Origin of the sequence: Paenibacillus sp. 481 (assembly GCF_021223605.1) — a bacterium.
Lineage (GTDB): Bacteria > Bacillota > Bacilli > Paenibacillales > Paenibacillaceae > Paenibacillus_B.
Genome location: NZ_CP075175.1, coordinates 157,774 through 180,618, shown reverse-complemented (window position 1 = coordinate 180,618; position 22,845 = coordinate 157,774). Strand labels below are relative to the sequence as shown.

Annotated in this window: 26 protein-coding genes; 23 read left to right on the top strand and 3 right to left on the bottom strand. The window is 44.0% G+C overall.

All coding sequences use genetic code 11. The features are described 5' to 3' along the window. Nucleotides 1-2 precede the first annotated feature (2 nt). Nucleotides 3-206 carry a helix-turn-helix domain-containing protein gene (locus tag KIK04_RS00680; RefSeq protein ID WP_232276437.1) on the bottom strand — a complete coding sequence of 68 codons (204 nt, stop codon included), beginning with the start codon at nt 204-206 and terminating at the stop codon, nt 3-5. A 155-nt stretch (nt 207-361) separates the two neighbouring features. Here KIK04_RS00680 and KIK04_RS00675 point away from each other — a divergent pair, with 155 nt between their 5' ends. The 6 genes from KIK04_RS00675 to KIK04_RS00650 all read left to right on the top strand — a co-directional run bounded on the left by KIK04_RS00675 (nt 362) and on the right by KIK04_RS00650 (nt 5,212). Further along, the gene (locus KIK04_RS00675; RefSeq protein ID WP_232276443.1) at nt 362-628 is read left to right on the top strand and encodes a hypothetical protein; all 267 of its coding nucleotides are present in this window, start codon (nt 362-364) and stop codon (nt 626-628) included. Beyond that, entirely contained in the window at nt 625-1,401 is a 777-nt protein-coding gene (locus tag KIK04_RS00670; protein WP_232276442.1) for a recombinase family protein, read from the top strand. Before KIK04_RS00675 ends, KIK04_RS00670 begins: the two co-directional genes overlap by 4 nt. Before the next feature lie 120 nt (nt 1,402-1,521). Next, a complete protein-coding gene (locus KIK04_RS00665; protein ID WP_232276441.1) occupies nt 1,522-2,760 on the top strand; it encodes an IS110 family RNA-guided transposase in 1,239 nt (412 codons plus the stop codon). Nucleotides 2,761-2,805: 45 nt separating this feature from the next. Further along, on the top strand, nt 2,806-3,480 hold the full coding sequence (locus tag KIK04_RS00660) for a polymorphic toxin-type HINT domain-containing protein (RefSeq protein ID WP_332330026.1): 675 nt from the start codon (nt 2,806-2,808) through the stop codon (nt 3,478-3,480). A 23-nt stretch (nt 3,481-3,503) separates the two neighbouring features. Beyond that, nucleotides 3,504-3,842, top strand: coding sequence for a hypothetical protein (locus tag KIK04_RS00655; protein ID WP_232276439.1), 339 nt, complete (start codon nt 3,504-3,506; stop codon nt 3,840-3,842). Nucleotides 3,843-4,366: 524 nt separating this feature from the next. After that, a complete protein-coding gene (locus KIK04_RS00650) occupies nt 4,367-5,212 on the top strand; it encodes a replication initiation factor family protein (protein WP_232276438.1) in 846 nt (281 codons plus the stop codon). 11 nt (nt 5,213-5,223) lie between these two features. Here KIK04_RS00650 and KIK04_RS00645 read toward each other — a convergent pair whose 3' ends face one another. Beyond that, entirely contained in the window at nt 5,224-5,427 is a 204-nt protein-coding gene (locus KIK04_RS00645) for a helix-turn-helix domain-containing protein (RefSeq protein ID WP_232276437.1), read from the bottom strand. Between the two features lie 381 nt (nt 5,428-5,808). On the opposite strand from KIK04_RS00645, the gene KIK04_RS00640 reads away from it, so the two are divergent. The 15 genes from KIK04_RS00640 to KIK04_RS00575 all read left to right on the top strand — a co-directional run bounded on the left by KIK04_RS00640 (nt 5,809) and on the right by KIK04_RS00575 (nt 17,950). Beyond that, entirely contained in the window at nt 5,809-7,635 is a 1,827-nt protein-coding gene (locus tag KIK04_RS00640) for an NBR1-Ig-like domain-containing protein (RefSeq protein WP_232276436.1), read from the top strand. Between the two features lie 19 nt (nt 7,636-7,654). Continuing rightward, entirely contained in the window at nt 7,655-8,440 is a 786-nt protein-coding gene (locus tag KIK04_RS00635; protein WP_232276435.1) for a hypothetical protein, read from the top strand. A 145-nt stretch (nt 8,441-8,585) separates the two neighbouring features. After that, nucleotides 8,586-9,167, top strand: coding sequence for a hypothetical protein (locus tag KIK04_RS00630; protein ID WP_232276434.1), 582 nt, complete (start codon nt 8,586-8,588; stop codon nt 9,165-9,167). Between the two features lie 24 nt (nt 9,168-9,191). Further along, nucleotides 9,192-9,317, top strand: coding sequence for a hypothetical protein (locus KIK04_RS24150; protein ID WP_269670984.1), 126 nt, complete (start codon nt 9,192-9,194; stop codon nt 9,315-9,317). Between the two features lie 280 nt (nt 9,318-9,597). After that, nucleotides 9,598-10,125, top strand: coding sequence for an NUDIX hydrolase (locus tag KIK04_RS00625; RefSeq protein WP_232276433.1), 528 nt, complete (start codon nt 9,598-9,600; stop codon nt 10,123-10,125). A 39-nt stretch (nt 10,126-10,164) separates the two neighbouring features. Next, a complete protein-coding gene (locus KIK04_RS00620; protein WP_232276432.1) occupies nt 10,165-10,725 on the top strand; it encodes a nucleotidyltransferase family protein in 561 nt (186 codons plus the stop codon). Between the two features lie 71 nt (nt 10,726-10,796). Continuing rightward, nucleotides 10,797-11,339, top strand: a complete 543-nt coding sequence (locus tag KIK04_RS00615; protein ID WP_232276431.1) for a GNAT family N-acetyltransferase — start codon at nt 10,797-10,799, stop codon at nt 11,337-11,339. Between the two features lie 18 nt (nt 11,340-11,357). Further along, nucleotides 11,358-12,842, top strand: coding sequence for an amidase family protein (locus KIK04_RS00610; RefSeq protein ID WP_232276430.1), 1,485 nt, complete (start codon nt 11,358-11,360; stop codon nt 12,840-12,842). Between the two features lie 51 nt (nt 12,843-12,893). Beyond that, nucleotides 12,894-13,427, top strand: coding sequence for a DJ-1/PfpI family protein (locus KIK04_RS00605; RefSeq protein WP_232276429.1), 534 nt, complete (start codon nt 12,894-12,896; stop codon nt 13,425-13,427). 68 nt (nt 13,428-13,495) lie between these two features. Then, on the top strand, nt 13,496-13,987 hold the full coding sequence (locus KIK04_RS00600) for an 8-oxo-dGTP diphosphatase (protein WP_232276428.1): 492 nt from the start codon (nt 13,496-13,498) through the stop codon (nt 13,985-13,987). A gap of 228 nt (nt 13,988-14,215) precedes the next feature. Further along, nucleotides 14,216-14,668: a GNAT family N-acetyltransferase gene (locus tag KIK04_RS00595; RefSeq protein WP_232278893.1), complete on the top strand. Its 453-nt coding sequence runs from the start codon at nt 14,216-14,218 to the stop codon at nt 14,666-14,668. 119 nt (nt 14,669-14,787) lie between these two features. Continuing rightward, nucleotides 14,788-15,969: an MFS transporter gene (locus KIK04_RS00590; RefSeq protein WP_232276427.1), complete on the top strand. Its 1,182-nt coding sequence runs from the start codon at nt 14,788-14,790 to the stop codon at nt 15,967-15,969. 192 nt (nt 15,970-16,161) lie between these two features. Further along, complete coding sequence (locus KIK04_RS00585; protein WP_232276426.1) at nt 16,162-17,238, top strand: helix-turn-helix transcriptional regulator; 1,077 nt, start codon at nt 16,162-16,164, stop codon at nt 17,236-17,238. A 248-nt stretch (nt 17,239-17,486) separates the two neighbouring features. After that, nucleotides 17,487-17,786 carry a hypothetical protein gene (locus KIK04_RS00580; protein WP_232276425.1) on the top strand — a complete coding sequence of 100 codons (300 nt, stop codon included), beginning with the start codon at nt 17,487-17,489 and terminating at the stop codon, nt 17,784-17,786. 5 nt (nt 17,787-17,791) lie between these two features. Further along, entirely contained in the window at nt 17,792-17,950 is a 159-nt protein-coding gene (locus KIK04_RS00575) for a VOC family protein (protein ID WP_232276424.1), read from the top strand. Between the two features lie 245 nt (nt 17,951-18,195). Here KIK04_RS00575 and KIK04_RS00570 read toward each other — a convergent pair whose 3' ends face one another. Next, nucleotides 18,196-19,089: a MurR/RpiR family transcriptional regulator gene (locus tag KIK04_RS00570; protein ID WP_232276423.1), complete on the bottom strand. Its 894-nt coding sequence runs from the start codon at nt 19,087-19,089 to the stop codon at nt 18,196-18,198. A gap of 148 nt (nt 19,090-19,237) precedes the next feature. Here KIK04_RS00570 and KIK04_RS00565 point away from each other — a divergent pair, with 148 nt between their 5' ends. After that, complete coding sequence (locus KIK04_RS00565) at nt 19,238-21,163, top strand: beta-N-acetylhexosaminidase (RefSeq protein ID WP_232276422.1); 1,926 nt, start codon at nt 19,238-19,240, stop codon at nt 21,161-21,163. 405 nt (nt 21,164-21,568) lie between these two features. Next, entirely contained in the window at nt 21,569-22,600 is a 1,032-nt protein-coding gene (locus KIK04_RS00560; RefSeq protein ID WP_232276421.1) for a S41 family peptidase, read from the top strand. Nucleotides 22,601-22,845 lie beyond the last annotated feature (245 nt).

The window sequence follows — 22,845 nt, the reverse complement described above, 5'->3', positions numbered from 1 at the left end:
TTTCAATCTTCCATGACGATCAATTCATGAAGTTGAATATCGAGTGTCTTACAGATAACTTCAAAAGTGCTTAGATGCACTCTGTCAACTTCATTTGAACATAAATGACTAATCGTGTTAGGTCTTAGCCCTGTAAGTCGGGCTAGTTCACGCTGTGACATGTTCCTTTCTGCAAGGATTTCTCTTAGTTTAACAACGACAGGCATGTTTAACCTTCTTTCTTCGCACAATCTTCTTTTATTATACGAAGAATTAAACGATGATGAAAGTTATTGTATGTATCGCTTAGTAGATATATAATGTATTTGTATCTACTAGGCGTTACAATAATTCAGGTTATCGTAACGGAGGGGGAAACGGCATGAGTCACTTAATAGAAAAACTGGAACAATTGTATGAAAGAGAATCAGTTGTTAATGAGCGATTGGAAACTTGCATTGCATATCAGTCTGCTATCTTAGATTATACGATTCAGGAAGGATTTCGTTGTCATCAAACAGCAATCGAAGATATTCTATTAGCCGTTCATCGTGTTGAAATGGACTTACGAACAGAAGTTTGTCACCTCAAATTGGCGAAGGCATTAGTTTCTAGTGAAGTACGCTTTGCTAAAGGGGAAACAGTATGAAAGTCATCGGTTATGTCAGAGTTTCAACGAGTGGACAGGCAAAAGACGGTTACAGCTTAGCGTACCAACAAGATGAAATTTGCTCCTATTGTCAGGAGCAAGGATGGGACTTGCAGGACATCTTTACGGATGAAGGTATTAGTGGGGCAAAGGTGGATGAGGATGCTCTTGAGGTGGACAGAATCGGCTTTCAGAGCATGTTAACCGCCCTGTCTACTCGAACCTATGATGCTGTTGTTGTCCTCCATACAAGCCGTTTATGGCGGTCTGATATTGTGAAAGTGTTGGTTCATCGGGAGTTCAAGAAGTATGGTGTGGATGTAAAGAGCATTGAACAGCCGACTTATTCTATCCATAAGAAAGACCCAAGTGATTTTCTTATCAATGGTCTTATGGAACTGCTTGACCAGTATCAGCGGCTTGAAATCGCCCTCAAGCTAGGCAGAGGGCGTAACAAAAAAGCCCAACAGGGCGGTTATGCAGGAGGACGGGCGGCATTTGGCTATAAAGCCCGTAAAGGACATAAGTCAATTGAGGTTAATGATATGCAAGCCCAAGCAGTAAAACGACTCTTTGATATACGGGAACAGAACTTGAAATGGACGTTATCTGAAATCGCATTTCAACTGAATGAAGAAGGCTTTACGACACAGCAAGGCAAGCAGTTCACGAAAGTACAAGTCAAACGAATACTTGACCGCAGAGCGTTCTACGAAGGTCAGTATCAATATGGTGGCATTACGGCAACAGGACGACATCAAGCTATTTTATAGCGATTAATGAGGAAGAATGGACACGCTTACCCTTCAATGTATCCCTTCGGGAGAATACTAAACAGACGATGCGGCTATTCTTTTTCCCTAATCGCTATAAGAAGCTAAGGGGGAAATCATATGAAACATCGTAAAGAGCAGTTTATTTATGTTGGCGTTGATTTACATAAGCGGTCACATACGGCAGTTGTTATTAATTGCTGGAATGAGAAGCTGGAAATCATAGAGTTCGAGAACAAACCCTCTGCATTTCCAGCGGTAATTAGTAAGGTCAAGAAGCATGTTCAAGACGGAATGACTATCGTATTTGGGCTTGAGGACGTGGGCGGCTATGGAAGATCCTTAGCCGTTTACCTAGTCGAGAATCATTTCCTTGTCAAAGAAGTTAATGCCGCTTTATCTAACTGGAAGCGTAAAAGCTATGCTATGACGGAAAAGCATGACAGTTGGGATGCGGAGAATATTGCTAAACTATTGCTTGACGAATTAGATAGATTACCAAATGCCCACCCACAAGACGACTACTGGATTCTGAAACAGCTAGTGATGCGGCGGTATAGCTTGAGAGATACGCTTGTCATGCTCAAGAATCAATTACATACCCAACTAAGCTACAACTATCCCAGCTACAACAAGTTTTTCTCCGAAGTGGATGGGAGAACAGCGTTAGCCGTATGGCATGAGTATCCTTCACCGTATTTATTGGAGGGCATGACACTGGAAGATTTGGCGGAGTTTCTAAGGAAGAACAGTAACAATGTGTGTTCAACGAAGAAAGCCGCTCTTATTCTTGAAAGTGTGCAAGCAGATGGCAATACGAAGCGGAACGGACAGGAATATCGTGATTTCTTAGTCCGGAGTCATGTAAACCAAATTCGTGATGTTCACCGTGAGATGAACGATGTTGAGGACAATATTCGTCTCATTATGCAGAAGCTAGACTTCAAACTGAACACGTTTACGGGCATAGATAATGTTACTGCTTCGGCTATTGTGGCTGAAATCGGTGATATTTCCCGATTTACCAGTGCTGATAAGCTAGCCAAGTATGCAGGACTGACGCCAAGTCAAATGAGTAGTGGTGGCAGAGGTAAAGAGCGTAACCAGCGACAAGGAAACAGGACATTAAACAAGGTTCTGTGGGGGTTAGCGGTAAGACAAGTTCAGACGGCTAGAACGTCCAAGAAACCACTTAATCCTTTATTCCACGCTTACTATGAGAAGCGACTAAGTGAAGGCAAAAAGAAGAAGCAAGTCATCATCTGTATTATGCGAAAGTTAGTCAATATCATTTACAGCATGATGAAAAATAAAACGGAGTATAGACTCGCCCCTTTACCCGAATTGGCGGCGAGTTGATACTATGGTGGTAGCTTAAAAGTTGCCACCTTCTTTCTTCCCTGAATCAAGTTTATAACTAACGAAGGGGAGAAGAATATCGAAGACATTGAGGTCGGAGATATGGTTCTTGCTAAGGATGAGAATAACCCTGACGGTGAATTAGCTTATAAGGAAGTAACGAATCTTTACCGTAACCAACGTGATGATATAATTAAGCTGTATGTTGGGGAACAAATCATCGAGACGACAGATAACCACCCGTTCTGGGTTGAAGGTAAGGGTTGGGTCTTCGCAGATGAACTCCAGGTGGGCGATAAACTCCAAAAGGCTGACGGAAGCAATCTAACGATTGAAAAGCTTGAATTTATTATGCTAGATAAGCCAGTTACAGTATATAACTTTACGGTGGCAGATTACAACACGTATTATGTAACTGATCTGGGAATTTGGGTGCATAATACAGAGTGTAATGTATCAATTTCTAAATCAGCGGCTAGAACTGCTAAGAAGTTATCACCAGAAGCGAAAAAAGGTTATGATGCAGCAATTAAAGGTTTAGAGTCTGGAGATTTAAGGGGTCTACATGCACACGCACTTTCAGGAAAGAGGAAGGGACAGTGGGCAGTGGATATTAAAGGGTCTGGACGTAAACGTGGTGATGCTAGAGTAATTTACACTAAGGAATCTAATGGGGATATTAATGTAATTGAAGTGATAACAACCCATGATGATTATTGAGCATATGAAGTGGAGATGGTTTAATGAAAATGAGGCATGTTTTACTAGAAGTATATTGTGAGAATAATACTACTGAGCCCCCATTGTGTTGTAATGAAGGGCTAGGAAAGCCTGGGTATCATTGCCTAGCTGGAAATTGCCCTAATGTTAGCTATACACAGGCTCCTTTTGAATTGGCTTATGCAGGAGAGTATGGGGTAGTGCCGGATCCAGATGCAAGAGTAGGATTTGGGGGGGATATGTTTCCGATTGACAAAGATGAAGAGAAGGAAGTTAAGTTTAAAGAATTGTGGGAACGTATATGTAGGCAGAAGATTCAGGAGGCCCATGATGAATATATGAAACAAGTTAAAGAAATTTAACTAGAATCATTGCAATGTACAGGAACAGTTGAAAGACCTTGAGGGCGGAAATCCTCAAGGTCTTTCTTTTAACCCCACCCAGTGCCGAATGAATCAGGCGGCACGTTCCACAAGAACTTAACCCTCATCAGCCCCGTATAATATTTTCCTTAAATGGTGGTACGTACGAGCGAGGTATACAATTATACCCTAAATAACGTTATTGCATTACGACATTCAGGTTGATTATGGTCAGATACCACCATGATTGACCTGTTTTTTGTTATCTTCGCCTTCTCACAGTTTTTTCGAAATAAATTGCATCAATCTGTGTATTTAAAACGATGTATAGGGTGAGGGAGGAACAAAAAAATTCATTGCAACAAAATGAGAGGATGTCCCGATTGTTTATTGTGTAAGGGTCAAAAATTATTCTGGTAACGTGCCAGTTTACATAGAAGCAGGTAAGGAACGTTTTAGGCTAGCCACCTTGCCCTCTAATATAGTCCGAAATTCGTTGAAAAATTTCGGGTTGGGGGCTGATTATGGAAGACGTACAAGTTTCGATTGACCGAATTGTAGTAGATTTTACAGATGTACTTTGGGACTTCTTTAACCGATTTCATCTAACTCTACGTACCCATTTTAATGCTAGCTTGCGTTTGCAGGAAAAAGGGTTTAAGTATCATTTACATGTGAGAGATGGAAGTCATTACTTACATGTTTCCTATCAGCTTACGTTTGTTCCTAAGTCAAGAAAGAACTTGTTAAGAATTGAATGTCATCCTGATAGTTTAGTTCATTTCAAGTCAGGGTTGTTGCCTTTGAAGAAAACATGCCGTGAAGTTTTGTTTGTTCGATGTGATGTAGCCTTTGATATTCCGTTACCCATAACTGAACTGTTTACACTGTCTTTAACAGGGCGGAATATGCATACATGGAAGGGGACTCGATATTCTAATCAGAAGCATCAACGACAAGTCGCAGGGTACTGTAGAGTTTACGACAAGAAGTTAGAAAGAGCAGAGAAGCAAGGGAAGAAAATATCGGGAGAATTGACGAGGTTTGAAATTGTGTATGCTCCTAAGGAGAAGATACCGCTCCACGTGTTGGTTCAGTATCCTCCCTCATTTAACAAATATTATCTGTGTTCTCGTTTGGGATCACTTGAGAAGCTAAAACTTAAATTACTCGAAAGAGTTATTGGAATGATGAACGGTGAACTTGAGCAACGACAAGTAACTGGATATTACCGTAGGGAGATTGAAAAAGAAATGAGAACACGCCCTACTCTTGATTTCGATAACGTTGCGGCGGAGCAATGGGAAAATGCGATTGCGATTCCGTGTGCAATATTAGTCGGTGCTGTGAGTAAAGTACCAGTAGCATAATCACATTTATCTCAATCTTCCATGACGATCAATTCATGAAGTTGAATATCGAGCGTCTTACAGATGACTTCAAAAGTGCTTAGATGCACTCTGTCAACTTCATTTGAACATAAGTGACTAATCGTGTTAGGTCTTAGCCCAGTAAGTCGGGCTAGTTCACGCTGTGACATGTTCCTTTCTGCAAGGATTTCTCTCAGTTTAACAACGACAGGCATGTTTAACCTTCTTTCTTCGGATAATCTTCTTTTATATATACGAAGAATTAAACGATGATGAAAGTTAGGGGAATTCAGGTTTATAAAGGGTGAAGATTTAGAGTAGTATTTACTAAAATACCATACTTCGCAAGTGTAAAGTTTCTTAAAGACTTTTGGGGTTCCCAAGGGTCTTTTTATACATATCTCAGTAAAATAGGGCAGTGAAAATACATGGACCGCAGTTTAGTCTCATATTCACCATAGACAACAACCTTACAACAAAATATGATAGATAGGGCAACAATGAGAGACAAGGATGTGAGCATTTTGATAAGAAAAATAAGTAGTGTTTTAACTGTACTAATCCTATTGACGTCTACATGCTTTGTACCCGTCAGTATGGCTAATACGGCTGGTCAGTCCACGCAACGCATGTCGATTAACAATACGTTTGAAGCACATGACAATGACGCGCTGGCTATGCAAACCGAGATATCCTCTAATGTTGGGGGATACTTTCCAAACATACCACCTGAAGCTTTTACGGTTTACAAGGGGGATATGGAATTGACACCGCGCAGCGGTGAATTATTTTATCGTGTGGCTGGAACAGACACAAGCACGACCGAGAACAGCTTTATTTACTTTAAACTGTACGATCATTTACATTTGCCTGTCCAAGCTGGCACAAAGCTGAAATATTGGGTTTACCATGCGGGTGGCTCACATAGCGGCAAAATGGCGGTTGATCTTATTTTTAGCGATGGTTCGAATCTGCGGGAGGCCGCGCACGTAACAGATACTCATGGTAATCGACTTCACCCTGCACATCGTAAAGATCCGCTCAATCAATGGGTACAAGTTGAAGTAGATTTATCACCGTTAGCAGGAAGGTACATTCAGAAGGTGCTAGTCGCTTATGATGACGACGATGTCAACAATACAACAGGCAAATTCCGCAGCTACTTTGATGATTTATACATAGGTCCGGAGCAAAATGTATCCGCTAAAATCGTGTCGCATACGATTCCCGATAAGATGATAGTGGGAGAAACGTATCCTGTTTCGGTCACAGTTAAAAACACGGGTATGCCAGAGTGGACTGAGCAGCAAATGTTTCGTCTTGGCGCGGTGGATGATGGCGACCCGCTGTCAGTAACCGGGCGCATTGTTTTGCCTAACGACACCAAGGTGACATACGGAAATACACATACATTTCATTTTACAATGATAGCACCTCCTAAGAAGGGGGTCTATACGACAGATTGGCGAATGTTACAAGAACAGGTCACATGGTTTGGTGAGAAACTAGCCGTGAATGTACACGTTCTAAGTAAGGATGAGCCAATCGTTGCTCACACGGTTCCTACAGTAATACCAGAAGGGGGAAAGCGAACCGTTTCCGTCCAGATTCGTAATACAACGAAGGGTACGTGGAGCAGCGATAACATATCACTGCATGGACAAGGCGCGGCTGCATCTTTTCAAGCAGGAACAATAAAGCCACAGCTTGGCATCCAGCTCAAATCTGGTGAGGCCTACACGTTTGAATTTCCGATTACAGCGCCGCAGCAATTTGGTACATATAAGCTTGGATGGCAGCTTTACTTCGGGGATACATCTTTTGGACAAGCACTGCAAGTTCAAGTTCATGTGAGCCGTCCCGGACAGCAGACACAGTTTCTATACAATGCGAACAATCAGTTAACCGATATGTTAACGATGTATGAACGCATACATATGAAATACGATGCGCAGGGTAATCGGGTGTCCCGTGTCAAAACGAACAATTTGCTGCCTAACCATGATTTCGAACAACAGGAACTTCACTGGACGTTAAGTAGCTTTATGAAAATAGACGCTCACTCCAAGGACAAGGGAATGCAAATTAAATTCCATTCTACTAGTCCGGTTGTAGGTACAGCTTCTGAGAGTTTCGTGCTGCCTGTATCTCCAAATACGAAATATGTGCTCCAGGCAGATTTTTTGAATCTTTTAAAAGGTGGGATAGTTTATGTTGATACCGTGGAGTTTAATGAACGAAACGAATCTGTTTATGACGGTGCGGCTATTTTTTCAACTAGACAAGGTGAGTGGACGACAAATGCATTAACGATCACCACCCAGCCTACAACGAAGAAGGTTATTGTTCGAGTCGTTGCGGATTCGCAAGCAATAGGTGAGGCATATGCAGATAATGTTCAGTTCTATAGAGCGGAGAATTAAGTTGATTACCATAAAGAACATGATGTGGTACACAACGATATTCATTCTATCAATCTGTGTGATTTCCGTTAACAGCATGCAAGCATATGCGAGCAGTGGTTCACAATACCGTTACGACCAGAATGGAAATATAACCGAAGTATTTAACGGTGACAGCAAAATTAAATTCACGAGTGATAAGAATGGGAATACCATTAATCAGACCGTGTTGAAAAATTTCGTTGTGCCGCCTGTTAACTTGCTGCAGAACGCTAATTTTGCGCAAGTCAATCAAGAGTTGGTGAACAAATGGGAGAAGGCTATCTGGGGAACACCAACGACTAACTATCATACATACACCTATGAAAATCGGAATGTACAAAAGGTTTCTGCATCAAACATGTCCCTTCACCAGTATGTAGGAATAAAGCAGAGAGTACCTATTACAGCTGGTAAGCCTTATGTGGCGAACACCTCTGTTGGAATTGAGCATTTGCAAAACGCTAAAGTGCAGCTGTATTTAGACTTTCTCGGGCCCAATGATGAGTTCATTGGAGCAAACGTAATCGACCACCAAGCCCTAACGTATGGTTCGTTTATTACGCTGTCCACGTCAGGAATCGTGCCAGCAAAAGCGAAATCGGTAGTCATCTACGTCCTGATTCGCGCCGTTGACGATAATGCTGCTGGAATGATCGTGGTAAGAGGGGCCAACCTTTCATATGAACATTCTCGAAATGAGGTAGTGAACTATGATTTTCAGGCGGTCGCGCCTAATGGAAACGGAATGCCAGATATCTGGGAAATAGGATCTTGGGAAGCGTAAACTGCGAATATATTAACGGTTACTCATGGAAATAACAACATGCGGAAGCTTTCGGGATCAGGAATAAAAGCATATGGTCTTATTTCTGTTAACCAGCGATTAGCAGTAAAGCCTTCACAGCATTATCGTGCTAGTGGATTGTTCCTTGCAGAGTTTAAAAGATGCGTCAGTTCAATTATATTTGGATTTTATCGACAAGGATGGCAAGTGGATTTCGAATAATATAACAGAACACACACAGCCATCTAACGGAACTTTTATGACGTTCAACCTTACAGGTCAAGTCCCTGCGAACGCAGTAGCTGTTAAGGTTTACGGGATTCTTCGCTCACTAAAAGACGGCGCAACAGGTACGATGTATGTAGATGATCTGCATTTCGAGCATATCACAAGCAAAGAGAGGACGCATAACTCTTCATTTGAATCGTTCAGTAATGGTGACGAAATCGCGAATGGGTGGAAAAAAGAAAACTGGGGCGCGGCACGGGCTCATTTTCAAGTCCAAAAGTTTAATGATCGGATCGTGCAGTGTATTGAAGGAAAAGGAATTGGTCATAACGGAATTGCGGCAATCAGTCAAAGTGTCAAAATGACTCCCAATCAACCTTATTTACTCAAAGGATCATTAAACGTCTTGTCTCTAAACAATGCAAAGGTACAATTGTATATGGATTTCTATGATAAGAACGACAGGCATCTTGGGGTTAATATTATTGACCACCTATAGCCTACGGATGGCCATTACATTACTTTGCAGCAAGAAGGTGTCGTGCCTCCTGATGCAGCTCGTGCTATCGTGCATGCGATTGTTCGCGCTACCAAGGATGGTGGTGAAGGAGTCATTTTAGTAAATGAACTCAGTGTTGCTGCTCAATAACTTTGTATAGGTTAGATGAATGACTCTTTTGCGGTCTAAAGTACACCCCTTACTTCGACACTGAAGCACATGTTTCAGTCCGTTGTAAGGGGTTATTTGTTTAAATATGATATGGGTGTGGTTTCTTTTAACTTTTATATCGTTACTTCGTTCATCATAGCTGAAATTAATAGGGCGCTTGCCTTGCGGTAGATTTTGGAATCCTATAAACTATTCAACAATAGGACAATTTATCCTATTTATTAGCAGATCTTAAAGTCAGAAGGAGTTGAACTGCGGCGTGCACACAGAATCAGTCAAACTAATCGAACGCAATGGAATTACGGTATATCAAGAGCGCAGTGGGAAAGTGTACTGGAATCAGGAATCCAATGAACATGTCGTGATGTTAGCTAACAGAGCAGGGTATTTCATTTTAATTAAGCAGCTGAGAAAAGCGGTTGACTCCGTCGTTATCCAATTGCCTGGAGGCAAGGTCGAACGTGGAGAAAGCATCGAAATGGCTGTGCGCAGAGAGCTTGTAGAGGAGACGGGTTACGAGTGTGGAGCGGTTTACTATCTTGGTAAAATGTATCCAGCCTCATGGCGATGCAATGAAATTGCCCATGTGTTTTATACGGATGAAGTTCTGACGCGATCTGAACAGCGTTTGGATAACGATGAACAGATTGAAGTGCTAGAAATTGAGGTAGCGCAATGCTTGCAGCAGATACGAGACAACGAACTTCAAGATTCTGAGTTAACGTTCGCGGTGCTACAAGCGGGTTTGAGGGGATTTATTAGTAAGGAATTTTCTAATCTATTCTGATGACGGGTAGGGTTAATGGTATGGAGAGTGGGGCTGTACATGCTAGATTCAGGACTTGAAACGCGACTGCAACAATATGTACGAGAGCATGAACAACTTATGGAGGATTTACGGTTAGTAAGCAGCTTGAGTTTGTCTCAATGCTATATTGCGGCTGGATATATTCGCAATTACGTGTGGGATCGTTTGCACGGATATGAATATCGCGCGAAGCATGAGGACATTGACGTTGTCTATTTTGATTCGTATGAATTATCGGAACAACGTGATAAAGAAATCGAGAATGAACTCATTGCACACACCGGAAATGAGCAATGGTCGGTTAAAAATCAAGCGCGAATGCACGTGAAAAATGGAATGGAGCCTTATCAATCGACAGCGGATGCCTTAAGCAGGTGGCCAGAGGTTGTAACCGCCATAGGTGTTCGGATAAATGACAGGGAGCAAATCGAATGCTGTCATCCGCATGGCTTGGACGACTTGTTTAACTTGGTTGTACGACGGAGTCCGTTATTTCATGATCGAGCGTATTATTTGGAGCGCGTTCGTAAGAAAAATTGGAAACAGCAATGGCCAATGCTTACGATAATGGAAAACTAGACGAGCTAGACGAACTAGACCGAACTAGACCGAACTAAGTGAACCATCAACTAGCCAAGGAGTGATACATAGTGGACGTTAAGGTACGACTAACAGCGCCAGACGAAGCCTACAAAATTAAAAATATGTACCCTTTATATTTACATGATTTGTCCGAGCATCTTCAGAACCTTCCTAACGAGCATGGGATCTATGAAGAGAGTGATGATTATCGAACGTTAACCGATCAGTACGAAGTACAGCAAATTTGGTGGGATAAGCCGAATATTTTGTTTCCTTTTATGTTTACAGTAGATGAGCGACCAGCAGGGTTCGGTCTTGTGGCGACACCACCGCATTGTACCCCTGGCATTCAATATTTTGTGAACGAATTTTTTGTGTTGCGGCCATATCGAGGTAAGGGGGTAGCGCAGCAGGCAGCTGTACAGCTCTTTAATCAGTTTAAGGGAAAATGGGAGTTGTATACGAGTCCGGCGGAAGCAAACGGTAGAGCGCAACAATTTTGGCGGCGTACGTTAGCTGAGTATGGGGCAGGTAAGGTTGAAGAAACGCGGGGAAATACATTTGCAGGAGACAAGATCATATTTAGATTCCATAATACAGACGACACCTAGAGAGGGGATTTAGATTAGATGAACCTGAAGTTAGATGAGTGGATTATAGAAGCTGATATTTCGAGTATGCAGGTTGCTTTGGAGTCAGGTAGGTTGAGCTCGGAAGAACTTGTTACCGTTTACATGGAGAGGATTCGCAAATATGATTCAACCCTAAAGACGATATTGGAGCTTAACCCTGATGCACTTCAGATTGCAAAGGCGTTAGACCAGGAACGTAAGGAACAAGGAAGTCGTGGCCCTTTGCATGGTATTCCTATTTTGTTGAAGGATAATATCGATACTCACGATAACATGCATACGAGTGCTGGATCGATCGCGTTGGCGGAATCATTTGCCGCGGAAGATTCCTTTGTCGCTGCGCAGCTGCGTGCTGCGGGAGCTATTTTGTTAGGAAAAGCCAATATGACCGAATGGGCCAATTTCATGTCTCCTACGATGTGGGCAGGATACAGCTCGCGAGGCGGACTAGTGCTCAACCCGTACGGACCGGGTGAGCTATTTGTAAGCGGATCAAGCTCAGGTTCAGCGGCTGCGGTGGCGGCCAACTTAAGTGCAGCCGCAATTGGCACGGAAACAGCGGGCTCTATCATTTGCCCAGCAAGCTCCCACTTTCTGGTCGGGATTAAACCGACTGTTGGACTAGTTAGCCGCTCGGGAATTATCCCGATTACGTACAGTCAAGATACGGCGGGGCCGATGGCAAGAACCGTGAAAGATGCGGCCATTTTGCTAGGCGCGCTGACTGGAGTAGATGAGCGTGATGAACTTACCTTAGCTAGTAAGGATCGTTATTATACAGACTATACGCCATTTTTAGATGCTAGTTATTTGAAGCATGCCCGAATCGGGATTCCTCGATTTTATTACAGTAGCTTGGATGAGGAACGGCTTGTGCTTATGGAGGCTGCGATTGAAACGCTTCGTAACGAAGGCGCGACGATTATCGATCCGATTAGTCTACCGTGTGATGAAGTGAACTGGAGCAATCAAGTGCTGCGTTATGAGTTTAAGAAATATGTGAACGACTATTTAGCGAAGTTGCCCGAATCGGCACCCGTACATAGTATACAAGACGTTATTGCATTTAATGAACAGCATGCGGACGTTGCGTTAAAATATGGACAAGACATACTTATCTGGTCAGAGCAGACGAGTGGAACCTTATCGGAACAAGAATATTTGGATAGTTTACAGCAGAACTTGGAGTTCGCGCGAGCACAAGGAATGGATTATGTGTTGCAAAAATATGAACTTGATGCCCTCATGCTGCCTGGGAATTATAATGGAAGTGTACTTGCGGCAAGAGCGGGCTATCCTATCATAACCGTTCCGGCGGGGTATACCACGCAAGGGATTACTGACCCAGAAGGTGGATTTTCCACCAAAGGACCTTTTGGCGTAGCTTTCTCGGGTACGGCTTATAGCGAACCGACTTTAATCAAGATTGCATATGGATATGAGCAAGCGACCCTCCATCGCGTTCCGCCAACAATGGATTAGTGAGGACAACCGGAGTACCTTCAGCATGCATAAAGAATGGGGAATGAACCGATGAAAGCAACCGCCATTTTACTATATTCAAATTTTAGCGAGTACGAATTAAGTATCACACTGTCTGTCTTGGAGCAAGGAAAGAAGCGTATACAATTTGTAGGCTTAAATGATGAGATGGTCGTGGGCGAAGCGGGGTTAAGATGTGTTCCACAATTAAGTTTGCGGGACGCATATGTTGATCAATTTGATAGCTTTGTTATTTCAGGGTGTAACGACTTCGAACATATGGTAGAGCAGCAAGAGCTTTTTAACAAAATTAGTGAATTTTCTGGAAAAGGACACTTAGTGGCCGCAATTTCCAGTGCACCTTATCTACTTGCTAAGGCTGGCATATTGCATGGGAAGAAGTACACCGTTGGTTTGAATGAGGAACAAAGAAGCTTCTTAGGTGTGTTTAATGAAGAGCAGTATTGCCACGAAGGTGTTGTCCAAGCTGGAAATATCGTGACGGCGCGCGGGAGATATTACAAGCAATTTGCCTTTCAAGTGGCTGACTATTTAAATCTATCATATAGTAAAGATTGGTATTAGACATTTCTAATCGCATACAAAAAAAGGGCGGAAAATGTATTATTCAATAAGATGTGGAGCTGAATCATATGACGACAGAGATGAAATGCCAAATACTAACGATGTGTATGGTTCAACATGATGATAAAGTACTGCTACTGAACAGACCAGATAAGCTCGGATTTCCAGGATATATAGCACCGGGTGGAAAAGTTGATTTTCCAGAAAGTATCGTAGATGCGGCCATTCGTGAAGTGAAAGAAGAGACGGGCTTAACCGTTAAACATATTGTGTACAAAGGCTTGGACGAGTTTTGTGAGCCTAATGATGGGCTTCGTTATATGGTGTTTAACTATTTAGCGACATCGTTCGAAGGGGAGTTGCTCGAGTCGCCGCCAGAAGGTGAATTAAGCTGGATTCATATCGACGAAGCACTCTCGTTACCGATGCAAGATTGGTTTAAGCGCAGATTTCCTTTGTTTTTTACACCAGGTACGTTTGAACTTAGCAGCGTTTGGGATGGGAAAAAGAAAGAAACGATTAAAGAGACGATCAGACATTATGAAGAGTTGCTACCATAAGGTCCAGTATTCGAATCGGACATGTAGCGGACTGTGATTTTTGAGGTTCGTCGAACAAAGAGGATAACAGAGGTAACCCCCTACTCAGGTAAATACGGGGATTCTTATTTTTATTTCAAGCAAGCGGGTTATTGTCTAGCAAAAATGTTACCAGAATAGCGAGTATCCCGATGTTGTCACAAGACATATGTAGCTTGCTAACGATAGTAAGGAGTGGAACAATTGGAGATCGAAATTCGTCAACTGCAATCGGATGAAACGCCGCCCATGGATCTGCTCTTGTTAGCGGACCCTTCTACACGGATCGTGGAAGGGTATTTGAAACGCGGTCAATGCTTTGTGGCGGAAGGGGAAGGCTGCATTGTAGCTGTCCATGTATTATTGCCGACAAGACCAGATACGATTGAGTTAGTGAATGTGGCCGTCAGCGAGCGTCATCAAGGAAAAGGGGTCGGGAAACAAGTTGTGCGTGCTGCAATTGAAAAGGCGAAGCAACTCGGGTATGCCACGATCGAGGTTGGCACAGGAAATTCAAGTACGGGCCAGCTTGCTCTCTATCAAAAATGCGGATTTCGCATCGTCGGCGTAGATCTAGACTTTTTTACGCGACATTATGATGAAGAAATTGTTGAAAATGGCATTCCGTGCCGAGATATGATACGTCTTTCGCAAGATTTATAACTGTGACATAAACGATAATAAAATCCCTCCTGCGTCTGTCGGCTCCGTGTCGGGGCAGATGTTCTGTACCCGCTTCTTTACAATAAAAGACGGTATAGAGAAGGAGGGAAACATTAGCCATGCAACCACAGTGGACTATTTTTATGGCCGTCTTAATCGCTTATATTGGTTTAAGCGTGTTGAACCCGATTATGGCGCCGCTTATTCGAGCGTTGGGGCTTCAAGAAACGGATGCGGGGTGGATTGTATCCGCCTCATCTTTGATGGTGATGCTCAGCTCTGCTATGTGGGGAGCGTTAAGCGATAAGATCGGGCGGAAGCGCGTCATTTTAATCGGAATGACAGGGATGGTCATCAGTTATGGCATGTTTGGGTTCGCATCCCAAGAAGGGCTAGCTGGCGGCTTGCCGATTATTCCGTTATTTGTACTGTTGCTCATATCGCGCATTTTGCTCGGGGCTTCGTTTCCGGCTATTTTATCAGCTAGTCAAGCGTATATGGCGGATCTCACATCTGAACGAGACCGCTCCGCGGGAATGTCACTGATCGGCGCAGCCAATGGGATTGGCTTTGTAATCGGCCCAGCGTTGGCGGCGGTTCTTTCCGCAATTGGGTTTCTTGCTCCTATTTATGTAGCGGCTATTTTACCGCTGTTAGCATTAATAGGGATAGCTTTTGCGCTGCCTAATACAGTATCCGCAGGGCCTACGCGAGGGCGACAGCAGCAGCCGTTTCAGCGGCGTGCCGTAGCTCCTTTTCTAGTCGTCGCGACGGTATTTATGATGGCGCTCATTCAGATTCAAATGACCGCCGGTTTTTACTTTCAAGACAAGCTAGGCTTATCGACAGCACAGACTGCTCAAGCGGTAGGAGTAGCGCTGTTGTGCATCGGGATTATGATGGCGCTGGTGCAGCTTGTTATCGTAAGAGCCTACAAGCTGAGCCCCTTCCAGCTGCTGCGATTCGGGGTTCCTATTTTTGTTAGCGGAATCCTGCTGCTTATTAGTTACGACCATATCGGGGTGTATGCGGCGGCGTTTGCTTTGCTCGGAATTGGTGCAGGACTAGTCATTCCAGGCTTTACGTCGGGAGCTTCATTGGCGGTTGCGCAGCACGAGCAAGGTGCAGCAGCGGGGATGATTGCGATGGCAATCGGAATCGGCTCGCTCATCGGGCCGTTAAGCGGAACTTTTTTGTACCAGATTCGTCCCGAAGTACCGTTCTGGTTATTAATCGTCCTACTGACGTTATTAACGTGTTACATATGGAGCAGTCCATCCATTAAAAAGTGGAAGTCGTAACGGAAGCATAACGAAGTTAGCGCTATACAGTGTGCCCCTTTTGGATAACAAGTATCGTGGACATCGTTTACGATGAGCCTGCTTGTTAGCTGGAAGGGGAATTTCTGTTGATATGTTGTACGAACGACCGAGAAACATTATCATTTAGAAAGGGGAGTTGTCATTTTCGAGGAAGAGGAGCGTAGACATGACATGAAAGCTACAGACTTTCATCAACTGTATGATCAATTTTTTGATCATTTTCACATCGAGCGGCGTCCTGCGAACGAATTGAGCTATTCGAACCAACAGAACCAACAGAATCAAACAAATCAAGCAACTCAAGCAAATTCAATTACTCAAACCAAGGACCCAGTCCATCCATTCGCCGCAATGACCATACCTTCCTTTATGGGCCAAGGAACGATTCGGAGAATGGTGCCACGCTCTGATTTGGAAATCGTTATCTCCAACTATACGCTCCATAAAGTGAAACAGTTCAATATTCACGCCGATACGCCGATGATTGAACTAAACTTCTGTCTACAAGGGATGAGAAATGTACGCGCATGTGAGACCACGTACACATTTCAAGCGAATCGCTGCGCCCTACAGTTTATGGGGAGCTTTGACGCGCAGCTTGAATTCGACAATAGCGAGCCGATAGTAACGCTCGGAATCGGCATTCCCGTCACAACGTTCCAACATTTTATGGCATACACGAACGGTAGGCAAAGCGATGCGGTGTCCAAGCTGCTTGCGCAGCGCTCTTTTCATCTGTTAGAGCAGCCGATTGATCCCACAGCGTCGGTCATCGTAGAGCAGCTAATGAATCCTCCAGCTGGTGATAGCACGCGCAACATTTATATGGAATGCAAGGCATTGGAATTGTTGTCGCATTGCTTTGATACATTTATCCTCGATCGCCCGCCTATGAACGACTCACAGCGCTCTCTATTAAGCAGAACAGATCTTGAAAAAATAAAGGAAGCGCAAGTCATCTTGCTGCATCGCATGGCGAATCCGCCATCTTTGCTGGAACTGGCCAAAATGGTAGGTATCAACGATTTTAAGCTAAAAATCGGGTTCAAAGAAGTGTACGGCCACACCGTGTTCGGCTATTTGCGCGACAAAAGATTGGAAAAGGCTTGGCTGCTATTGCAGCAAGGGCAGATGAACGTGATGCAAGCAGCCGTAAGGGTCGGATATTCGAACCCTAGTCATTTTGCACAACTGTTCCGTGAAAAATATGGGGTGAATCCGAGTCAGCTCATACGTGGTTTTACATAAAATGTGAGATGGAACTATTCCGTTCGCTGATGTATGGCGGTTGAATGCAGTTGTAAGGTAGTCGCGGACGGAAGTTCCGCAAAGATAGGTATAAGCTTTAAAATGAGCTAAATAGCGGATCTACAGTCCGTATTAAGCGAGAAACCAATGAAGGGTGTATCCCTGTATACCTTGTATACTAAAGTCATATAAATGGTATAGAGATACCATTGTTTCGTTTAGAAATGACAGGACTTGGAGGGAACGTCATGTGGGCAACAAATGCACCGTGGGTATGGGTACTGTTTTATGCGATTTTGGGTGCGAATGTCATTGGTAGCGTTGTGGGTTTATTTAAAAAGAATATGCGACTGCTGTCGTCCTTGCATCTTGCGGTCATTGTGTCAGGTTTTGTCGTTGGATTTATGAATGCAATCGGGAGAACAGAGGGACAGACTGAATTGCAATTTTTTATGAATCAACTTATGCAAGGCTCCTTATGGGCCATTTATGTGCTGTTCTGCATCTTGTTTTCTATTATCTGGTGGATTCAATTTGTGAAAAAATAAGGAGTGTGGAGCAGGCTTTTGAACGTGCACTGCAAGCAGGCGCAACAATCGATCAAGGAATCGAGGTGATGCATTGGGGGGAGCGCCTATTTTATATGGAAGATCCGTTCGGAAACCCACTGTGCATCGTCGATCAAAGGACGATTTTTACCGGAAGCCAGTAATGCTCATGTTGTAGTACGTAGCGAACCTTTAACGAGTTAGCTGTGTACGCTTTTAGTGAACAGTCAATAGCCAATACATGAAAACAGGCCATATAACGACTCTAGCAGCTCTAAGTCGTTGTATGGCCTGTTCTTAACCGTTCACTATCGTTGACGGAGCGACGACTTGAACTCGTATGGTTAGTTCCTGTTCGCAGCAACCCCTGCTCGAAGTAGCTCCTTTTCGCAGTAGCCCCTATGTTGCTTCAGTCGCTTCGGTGTCGATCGATCGCATGGGTCTCCTGACTTGCTTTCCTTCGATCCTGCCGAATCATCGTATGTGTCTCTTCCAACTGCAAGACAGCATCGTTAAAATTACGGCTAATCATGGTCATATAGAGGATGTCAATCACATGCGCTTGGGCGATACGTGAACCAATGTCGCCCCGCTTCATGCCAGCCTCCGTCGCGGTCACCCACAGTCCGATGTCAGCCAATTGATGCAACGAATTGTTGCCGACTTGAGTGATGCTAATAACCGTGGCGCCATGTTCTTTAGCCATGCTGGCCACTTCCAGCGTTTCTCTCGTCTCTCCGGAGTAAGAGATAGCGACAAGTACATCGCCTGGCTCAAGCAGCACGCCCGAGAGCAGCATCACTTGTGGATCGTTGTATGCAAAGCTCCAACGATTGAGACGCATCCACTTGAACGAGGCATCCATCGCCACGAAAGATGAACTGCCAACGCCAAAAAAGGCTGTCTTATGGGCACCGAGCAGCGCTGCGACAGCTTGATCAACCAAATTGGCACATAGCACAAGTGCCGTATCCTCCAAGCATTGCTTAGCCCAATGGGTAAGCTGGCGTATCACTTGCGTAGAATCCATCCCAGAATGGATTCCTTCAAAAGATGCCGCGCCTTGCTCAGGATGGACGCGCGCGGATAACAAAGACAGCTTTAGCTCACGAAACCCGCTAAAGCCTGCGCGTTGGGCAAGGCGGGCTACAGTCGCCACGCTCGTGTGTGTGTCGGCGGCAAGCTGCTGGACAGAAATATGACCGATCCGTTGCTCATGTTCCAAAATATGTTGCGCCGCACGTTTTTCAGCTGGATTGAGTGTATCCAGCATGCCTTGCAGCAATAGTCGGGCATTTTTCATTCCATCACCTAATTTATAGAATCGAGTCTTGCGTAATAATTTTCCACGCCATATAATGATACGTGTAATAATATTACATTTACAGCCGTTTGTCTCTATGAATTTACTTAAATCGACTATTCCATAACTCATGGTGGAGGGAAATGTGATGAAGTTCAAGTTTGAAGGAGAAATAGGACCATTATTGCCAGGTATACAATTGTTGTCTCAAGAATTAGCTTTTACTTTAGCCGACGATGGCTTGCCCGTGCATGTGGAGCAAGTTGCTGGCGTGTTAGATATTAAGCTTGAGCAGGGGAAAGGCAGCATTCGATATGGTAAAAAACATGAGTTCTTCCGTGCGCTCGGTTTGTTTGTCCAGCATGCCGCGCACTCAGAATCGTTCTTGATCGAGCAGCAGCCGCAATTTGACGCGGTCGGGCCAAGCCTTGATTTATCCCGTAATGCTGTGCTGACGGTACATAGCTTTAAGCAATTAATTCGCACATTTGCCCTCATGGGATTGAACTCTATCGTGTTGTATATGGAAGACTTATATGAAGTCGAAGGTGAGCCTTACTTCGGTTACATGCGCGGCAGATACTCGTATGCAGAGTTAAAGGAAATCGACGACTATGCGGATCAGTTCGGGATTGAAGCGTATCCAGGTATCCAGACGTTAGCGCATTTAGAGGAGTTTTTGAAGTGGGATGCGGCGGTTCACTATCGCGACACGAAAGGTGCACTGCTCATCGATTATGCGCCTTCCTACGAACTGATTGAAAAAATGATTAAGGCGGCCTCGGCACCGTTCCGCAGCAACAAGATTAATATCGGGATGGATGAAGCAGAGGAAGTCGGTAGAGGTCGATTCTTAGACCGCTTCGGTCACAAAGAGCGGTTCGACATTATGATCAACCATTTGTCCAAAGTGTTGGAAATGGTGCGTAAGCTGCAATTAACACCGCTTATGTATGGCGACATGTTCTTGAAGATGGCTTCTGCCTCCGAAGCGGAGCACTATGTATTCGCGAATGAAATTAACATTTCGGAACATATGCTGAAGCACATTCCAGAAGATGTTCAATTGGTGTATTGGGATTTTTTCAATACGAATGAACAAAAGTATGCGCAATTGCTAGATACGTATTCGAAACTAAATCGTGGTGCATATCCGGTATTTCTGGGTGGCATCTGGACGTGGAACTGCTTCGGCACCAATTACGGACTTTCGCTGCAAGCATCAGATGCAGCGCTTAAAGCGTGTAAGAAGAAAGGCGTCAAACAAGTACATATCGCCATTTGGGGCGACGATGGATTTGAGAACAACCATTTTAATGCGCTGCTCGGCTTACAATTTTATGCAGAACATGCATACACGGGTGCGCATGATGTGGCGCAAGAAGTGTTGAATGAACGCGTTAAATTTTGCACGGGCATTGATGCATCTGCATTTATGCAGTTGAAATACTTAGATGAGACACCAGGTAGTGTTCCAGATAATGTGGAACAGAGCAACCCTTCTAAATTTTTGTTGTGGCAGGATGTGTTGTTAGGCCTGTTTGACAGACATATTGAAGGCTTGGAAATGAACGCGCATTATGCGAATTTGGAAACGGCGATTCAGCAGCAGCGCGACCAGACGGCCAAGCTGGATTATTTGTTTGAAGTGCCTGCACAGCTGTGCGGTGTCTTGAAGATGAAAAGCCAATTAGGCATTGAGATCAAGCGAGCTTATGATGACAAAGACTTGATTACACTGCGTCATATTGCGGAGCACGTGCTTCCAGAGCTGGCGAAAAAAGTGAACGATTTGCGAATCGCACACCGTACGCAATGGTTTACGATGTACAAGCCATTCGGATGGGAAGTGTTAGATATTCGCTATGGCGGTGTGCTCACAAGGCTGGATAGTGCGGGTGCCCGTTTGCTGGATTATGTAGCAGGTCGGATTGAGTCGATTGAGGAGTTAGAGCAGGAACGGTTGACGTTCAGCTATCGCAATCCTTCTAATGACAAAGGAGCGGGTTGGAGCAGCTACTACTTCAGAATCGCTTCACCGAATGTGTTTTTCCATGTCGTTCAAATTTTCTAGTTTGATGTCCATTATAAATTAACCTAATCCATTGAAGTCTCGTACCCAGTCTAACAAGGCGCTGGGGTACGGGACTTTTATTTATTTGCAGGATTTTTGCTAGGTTCCTCATTTGCTTTGATTAGATAGCCTCCTATTTTAACCTATAGTAGTCATATACATTCATCCCAACACCTGCTTATTTCTTCAATAAAAAACGAGCATCATATTCATATCTATCACGTGCAAAAATGAGCACAGAACATAAACGCTGGGAGAATAGCATTATGGCAACCAAACACCTCGTTATTATTCACGGTCGCTGTCCTCTCTTTTGCGTTCGAAAATGAAAGGGCTGAGATTGTATCATCTGCTCAATCCCTTAGCGTCAATTTCCACCCTTATTCAAAGTAGGAGCAGCATGAAATGCATAATAATGGTATGATTGAACTGTTTTTATTGCATGTGATCATACTTAAAATGGGGGAAGAAGCAATGGAATTGCAATTCGAACAAGTAAGTGATCTATGTACACGTTTGGCTGAACGTATTCAAACTATTTATATCTTTCCAGAAGTTGCAGACCAACTCGCTAGCCGGCTGATCCAGTTACCAGAAAGCGAGCACAAAGATTCATTTTCGAACATAACGCGGGAAGCGTTGTTCCTAATCATTAATCAAGAGCTGCTGGCCATAAGTGAGGATAAGCATTTAAGACTCATTAGCACCCCGGATTTTATGAAAAAAGAGGCAAGTGAAGAGGACGAAGCAGCTCAGGAAGCACGTGAACTTGCGGAAGCCATGCATCATAATTATGGGCTGTACCGTATCGAAAGACTAGAAGACAATATCGGCTATCTCGATTTGCGACGTTTTGCCTCCGCCCCACATGCGTCTGAAAGTATTGCGGCCGCGTTTACGCTCTTGCAGCATACAGATGCCTTAATTATTGATGTACGAAACAACGGCGGGGGATATCCCGACACCGTTGCCTTCATTTGCAGTTATCTTCTGGATTACCCTACACATTTGGAAACGTTCTATACTCGATCCGATGTAGAAACGATTCAAACTTGGACGGTTCCGATTCACCCTTCACGTAAGTATCCGCTTGAGAATCCTGTTTATGTGTTAACAAGTGGAAAGACGTTTTCAGCAGCAGAGCAATTTACGTATGACCTGAAAAATCTAAAGCGCGCGACCATTGTAGGCGAGCAAACAAAAGGCGGTGCTCATCCAGGTTCGATCCATCGAATGACGGATGACATTTGCATCGTTATTCCAAATGGTAGACCGGTTAGCCCCATTACGAATACGAACTGGGAAAAAGTTGGGGTTACGCCTGATATGGTGGTGAGCAGCGAGGATGCGCTCGACGTGGCGTATCAGGAGGCGCTGCGAGTCGTTCGCAGCAAACGGGATACGAAGCAGCAGAGCGAACAGCTGCTAGAGGCGTAAGACGTTCGATGTGGAAAATATGAACGTGGAGCCGTCACAATTTCCAATCGATGTGAAGCCTTTTTTCGAAAAAAAGCAGGAATAAGCGTTATATTGCAGCTGAAGAAGGGCGACGAACAGGTGAGTAAGCTGTATCGTTGCCTTCACACTGTATAACCGACAAATATCTTCATTTTCTCTTATGGAATACCGACAAAGATTTCAAGAGGTAGAACCGAGGACTCATTTTTTGTAAAAAAGAAGGG

Excerpts from the sequence above, each read along its gene's own strand:
- KIK04_RS00680 (WP_232276437.1), bottom strand. The coding sequence starts at position 206 with ATGCCTGTCGTTGTTAAACTAAGAGAAATCCTTGCAGAAAGGAACATG.
- KIK04_RS00675 (WP_232276443.1), top strand. The coding sequence starts at position 362 with ATGAGTCACTTAATAGAAAAACTGGAACAATTGTATGAAAGAGAATCA.
- KIK04_RS00670 (WP_232276442.1), top strand. The coding sequence starts at position 625 with ATGAAAGTCATCGGTTATGTCAGAGTTTCAACGAGTGGACAGGCAAAA.
- KIK04_RS00665 (WP_232276441.1), top strand. The coding sequence starts at position 1,522 with ATGAAACATCGTAAAGAGCAGTTTATTTATGTTGGCGTTGATTTACAT.
- KIK04_RS00655 (WP_232276439.1), top strand. The coding sequence starts at position 3,504 with ATGAAAATGAGGCATGTTTTACTAGAAGTATATTGTGAGAATAATACT.
- KIK04_RS00650 (WP_232276438.1), top strand. The coding sequence starts at position 4,367 with ATGGAAGACGTACAAGTTTCGATTGACCGAATTGTAGTAGATTTTACA.
- KIK04_RS00645 (WP_232276437.1), bottom strand. The coding sequence starts at position 5,427 with ATGCCTGTCGTTGTTAAACTGAGAGAAATCCTTGCAGAAAGGAACATG.
- KIK04_RS00640 (WP_232276436.1), top strand. The coding sequence starts at position 5,809 with ATGGCTAATACGGCTGGTCAGTCCACGCAACGCATGTCGATTAACAAT.
- KIK04_RS00635 (WP_232276435.1), top strand. The coding sequence starts at position 7,655 with ATGATGTGGTACACAACGATATTCATTCTATCAATCTGTGTGATTTCC.
- KIK04_RS00620 (WP_232276432.1), top strand. The coding sequence starts at position 10,165 with ATGCTAGATTCAGGACTTGAAACGCGACTGCAACAATATGTACGAGAG.
- KIK04_RS00610 (WP_232276430.1), top strand. The coding sequence starts at position 11,358 with ATGAACCTGAAGTTAGATGAGTGGATTATAGAAGCTGATATTTCGAGT.
- KIK04_RS00605 (WP_232276429.1), top strand. The coding sequence starts at position 12,894 with ATGAAAGCAACCGCCATTTTACTATATTCAAATTTTAGCGAGTACGAA.
- KIK04_RS00600 (WP_232276428.1), top strand. The coding sequence starts at position 13,496 with ATGACGACAGAGATGAAATGCCAAATACTAACGATGTGTATGGTTCAA.
- KIK04_RS00590 (WP_232276427.1), top strand. The coding sequence starts at position 14,788 with ATGCAACCACAGTGGACTATTTTTATGGCCGTCTTAATCGCTTATATT.
- KIK04_RS00585 (WP_232276426.1), top strand. The coding sequence starts at position 16,162 with ATGAAAGCTACAGACTTTCATCAACTGTATGATCAATTTTTTGATCAT.
- KIK04_RS00580 (WP_232276425.1), top strand. The coding sequence starts at position 17,487 with ATGTGGGCAACAAATGCACCGTGGGTATGGGTACTGTTTTATGCGATT.
- KIK04_RS00570 (WP_232276423.1), bottom strand. The coding sequence starts at position 19,089 with ATGAAAAATGCCCGACTATTGCTGCAAGGCATGCTGGATACACTCAAT.
- KIK04_RS00565 (WP_232276422.1), top strand. The coding sequence starts at position 19,238 with ATGAAGTTCAAGTTTGAAGGAGAAATAGGACCATTATTGCCAGGTATA.
- KIK04_RS00560 (WP_232276421.1), top strand. The coding sequence starts at position 21,569 with ATGCATAATAATGGTATGATTGAACTGTTTTTATTGCATGTGATCATA.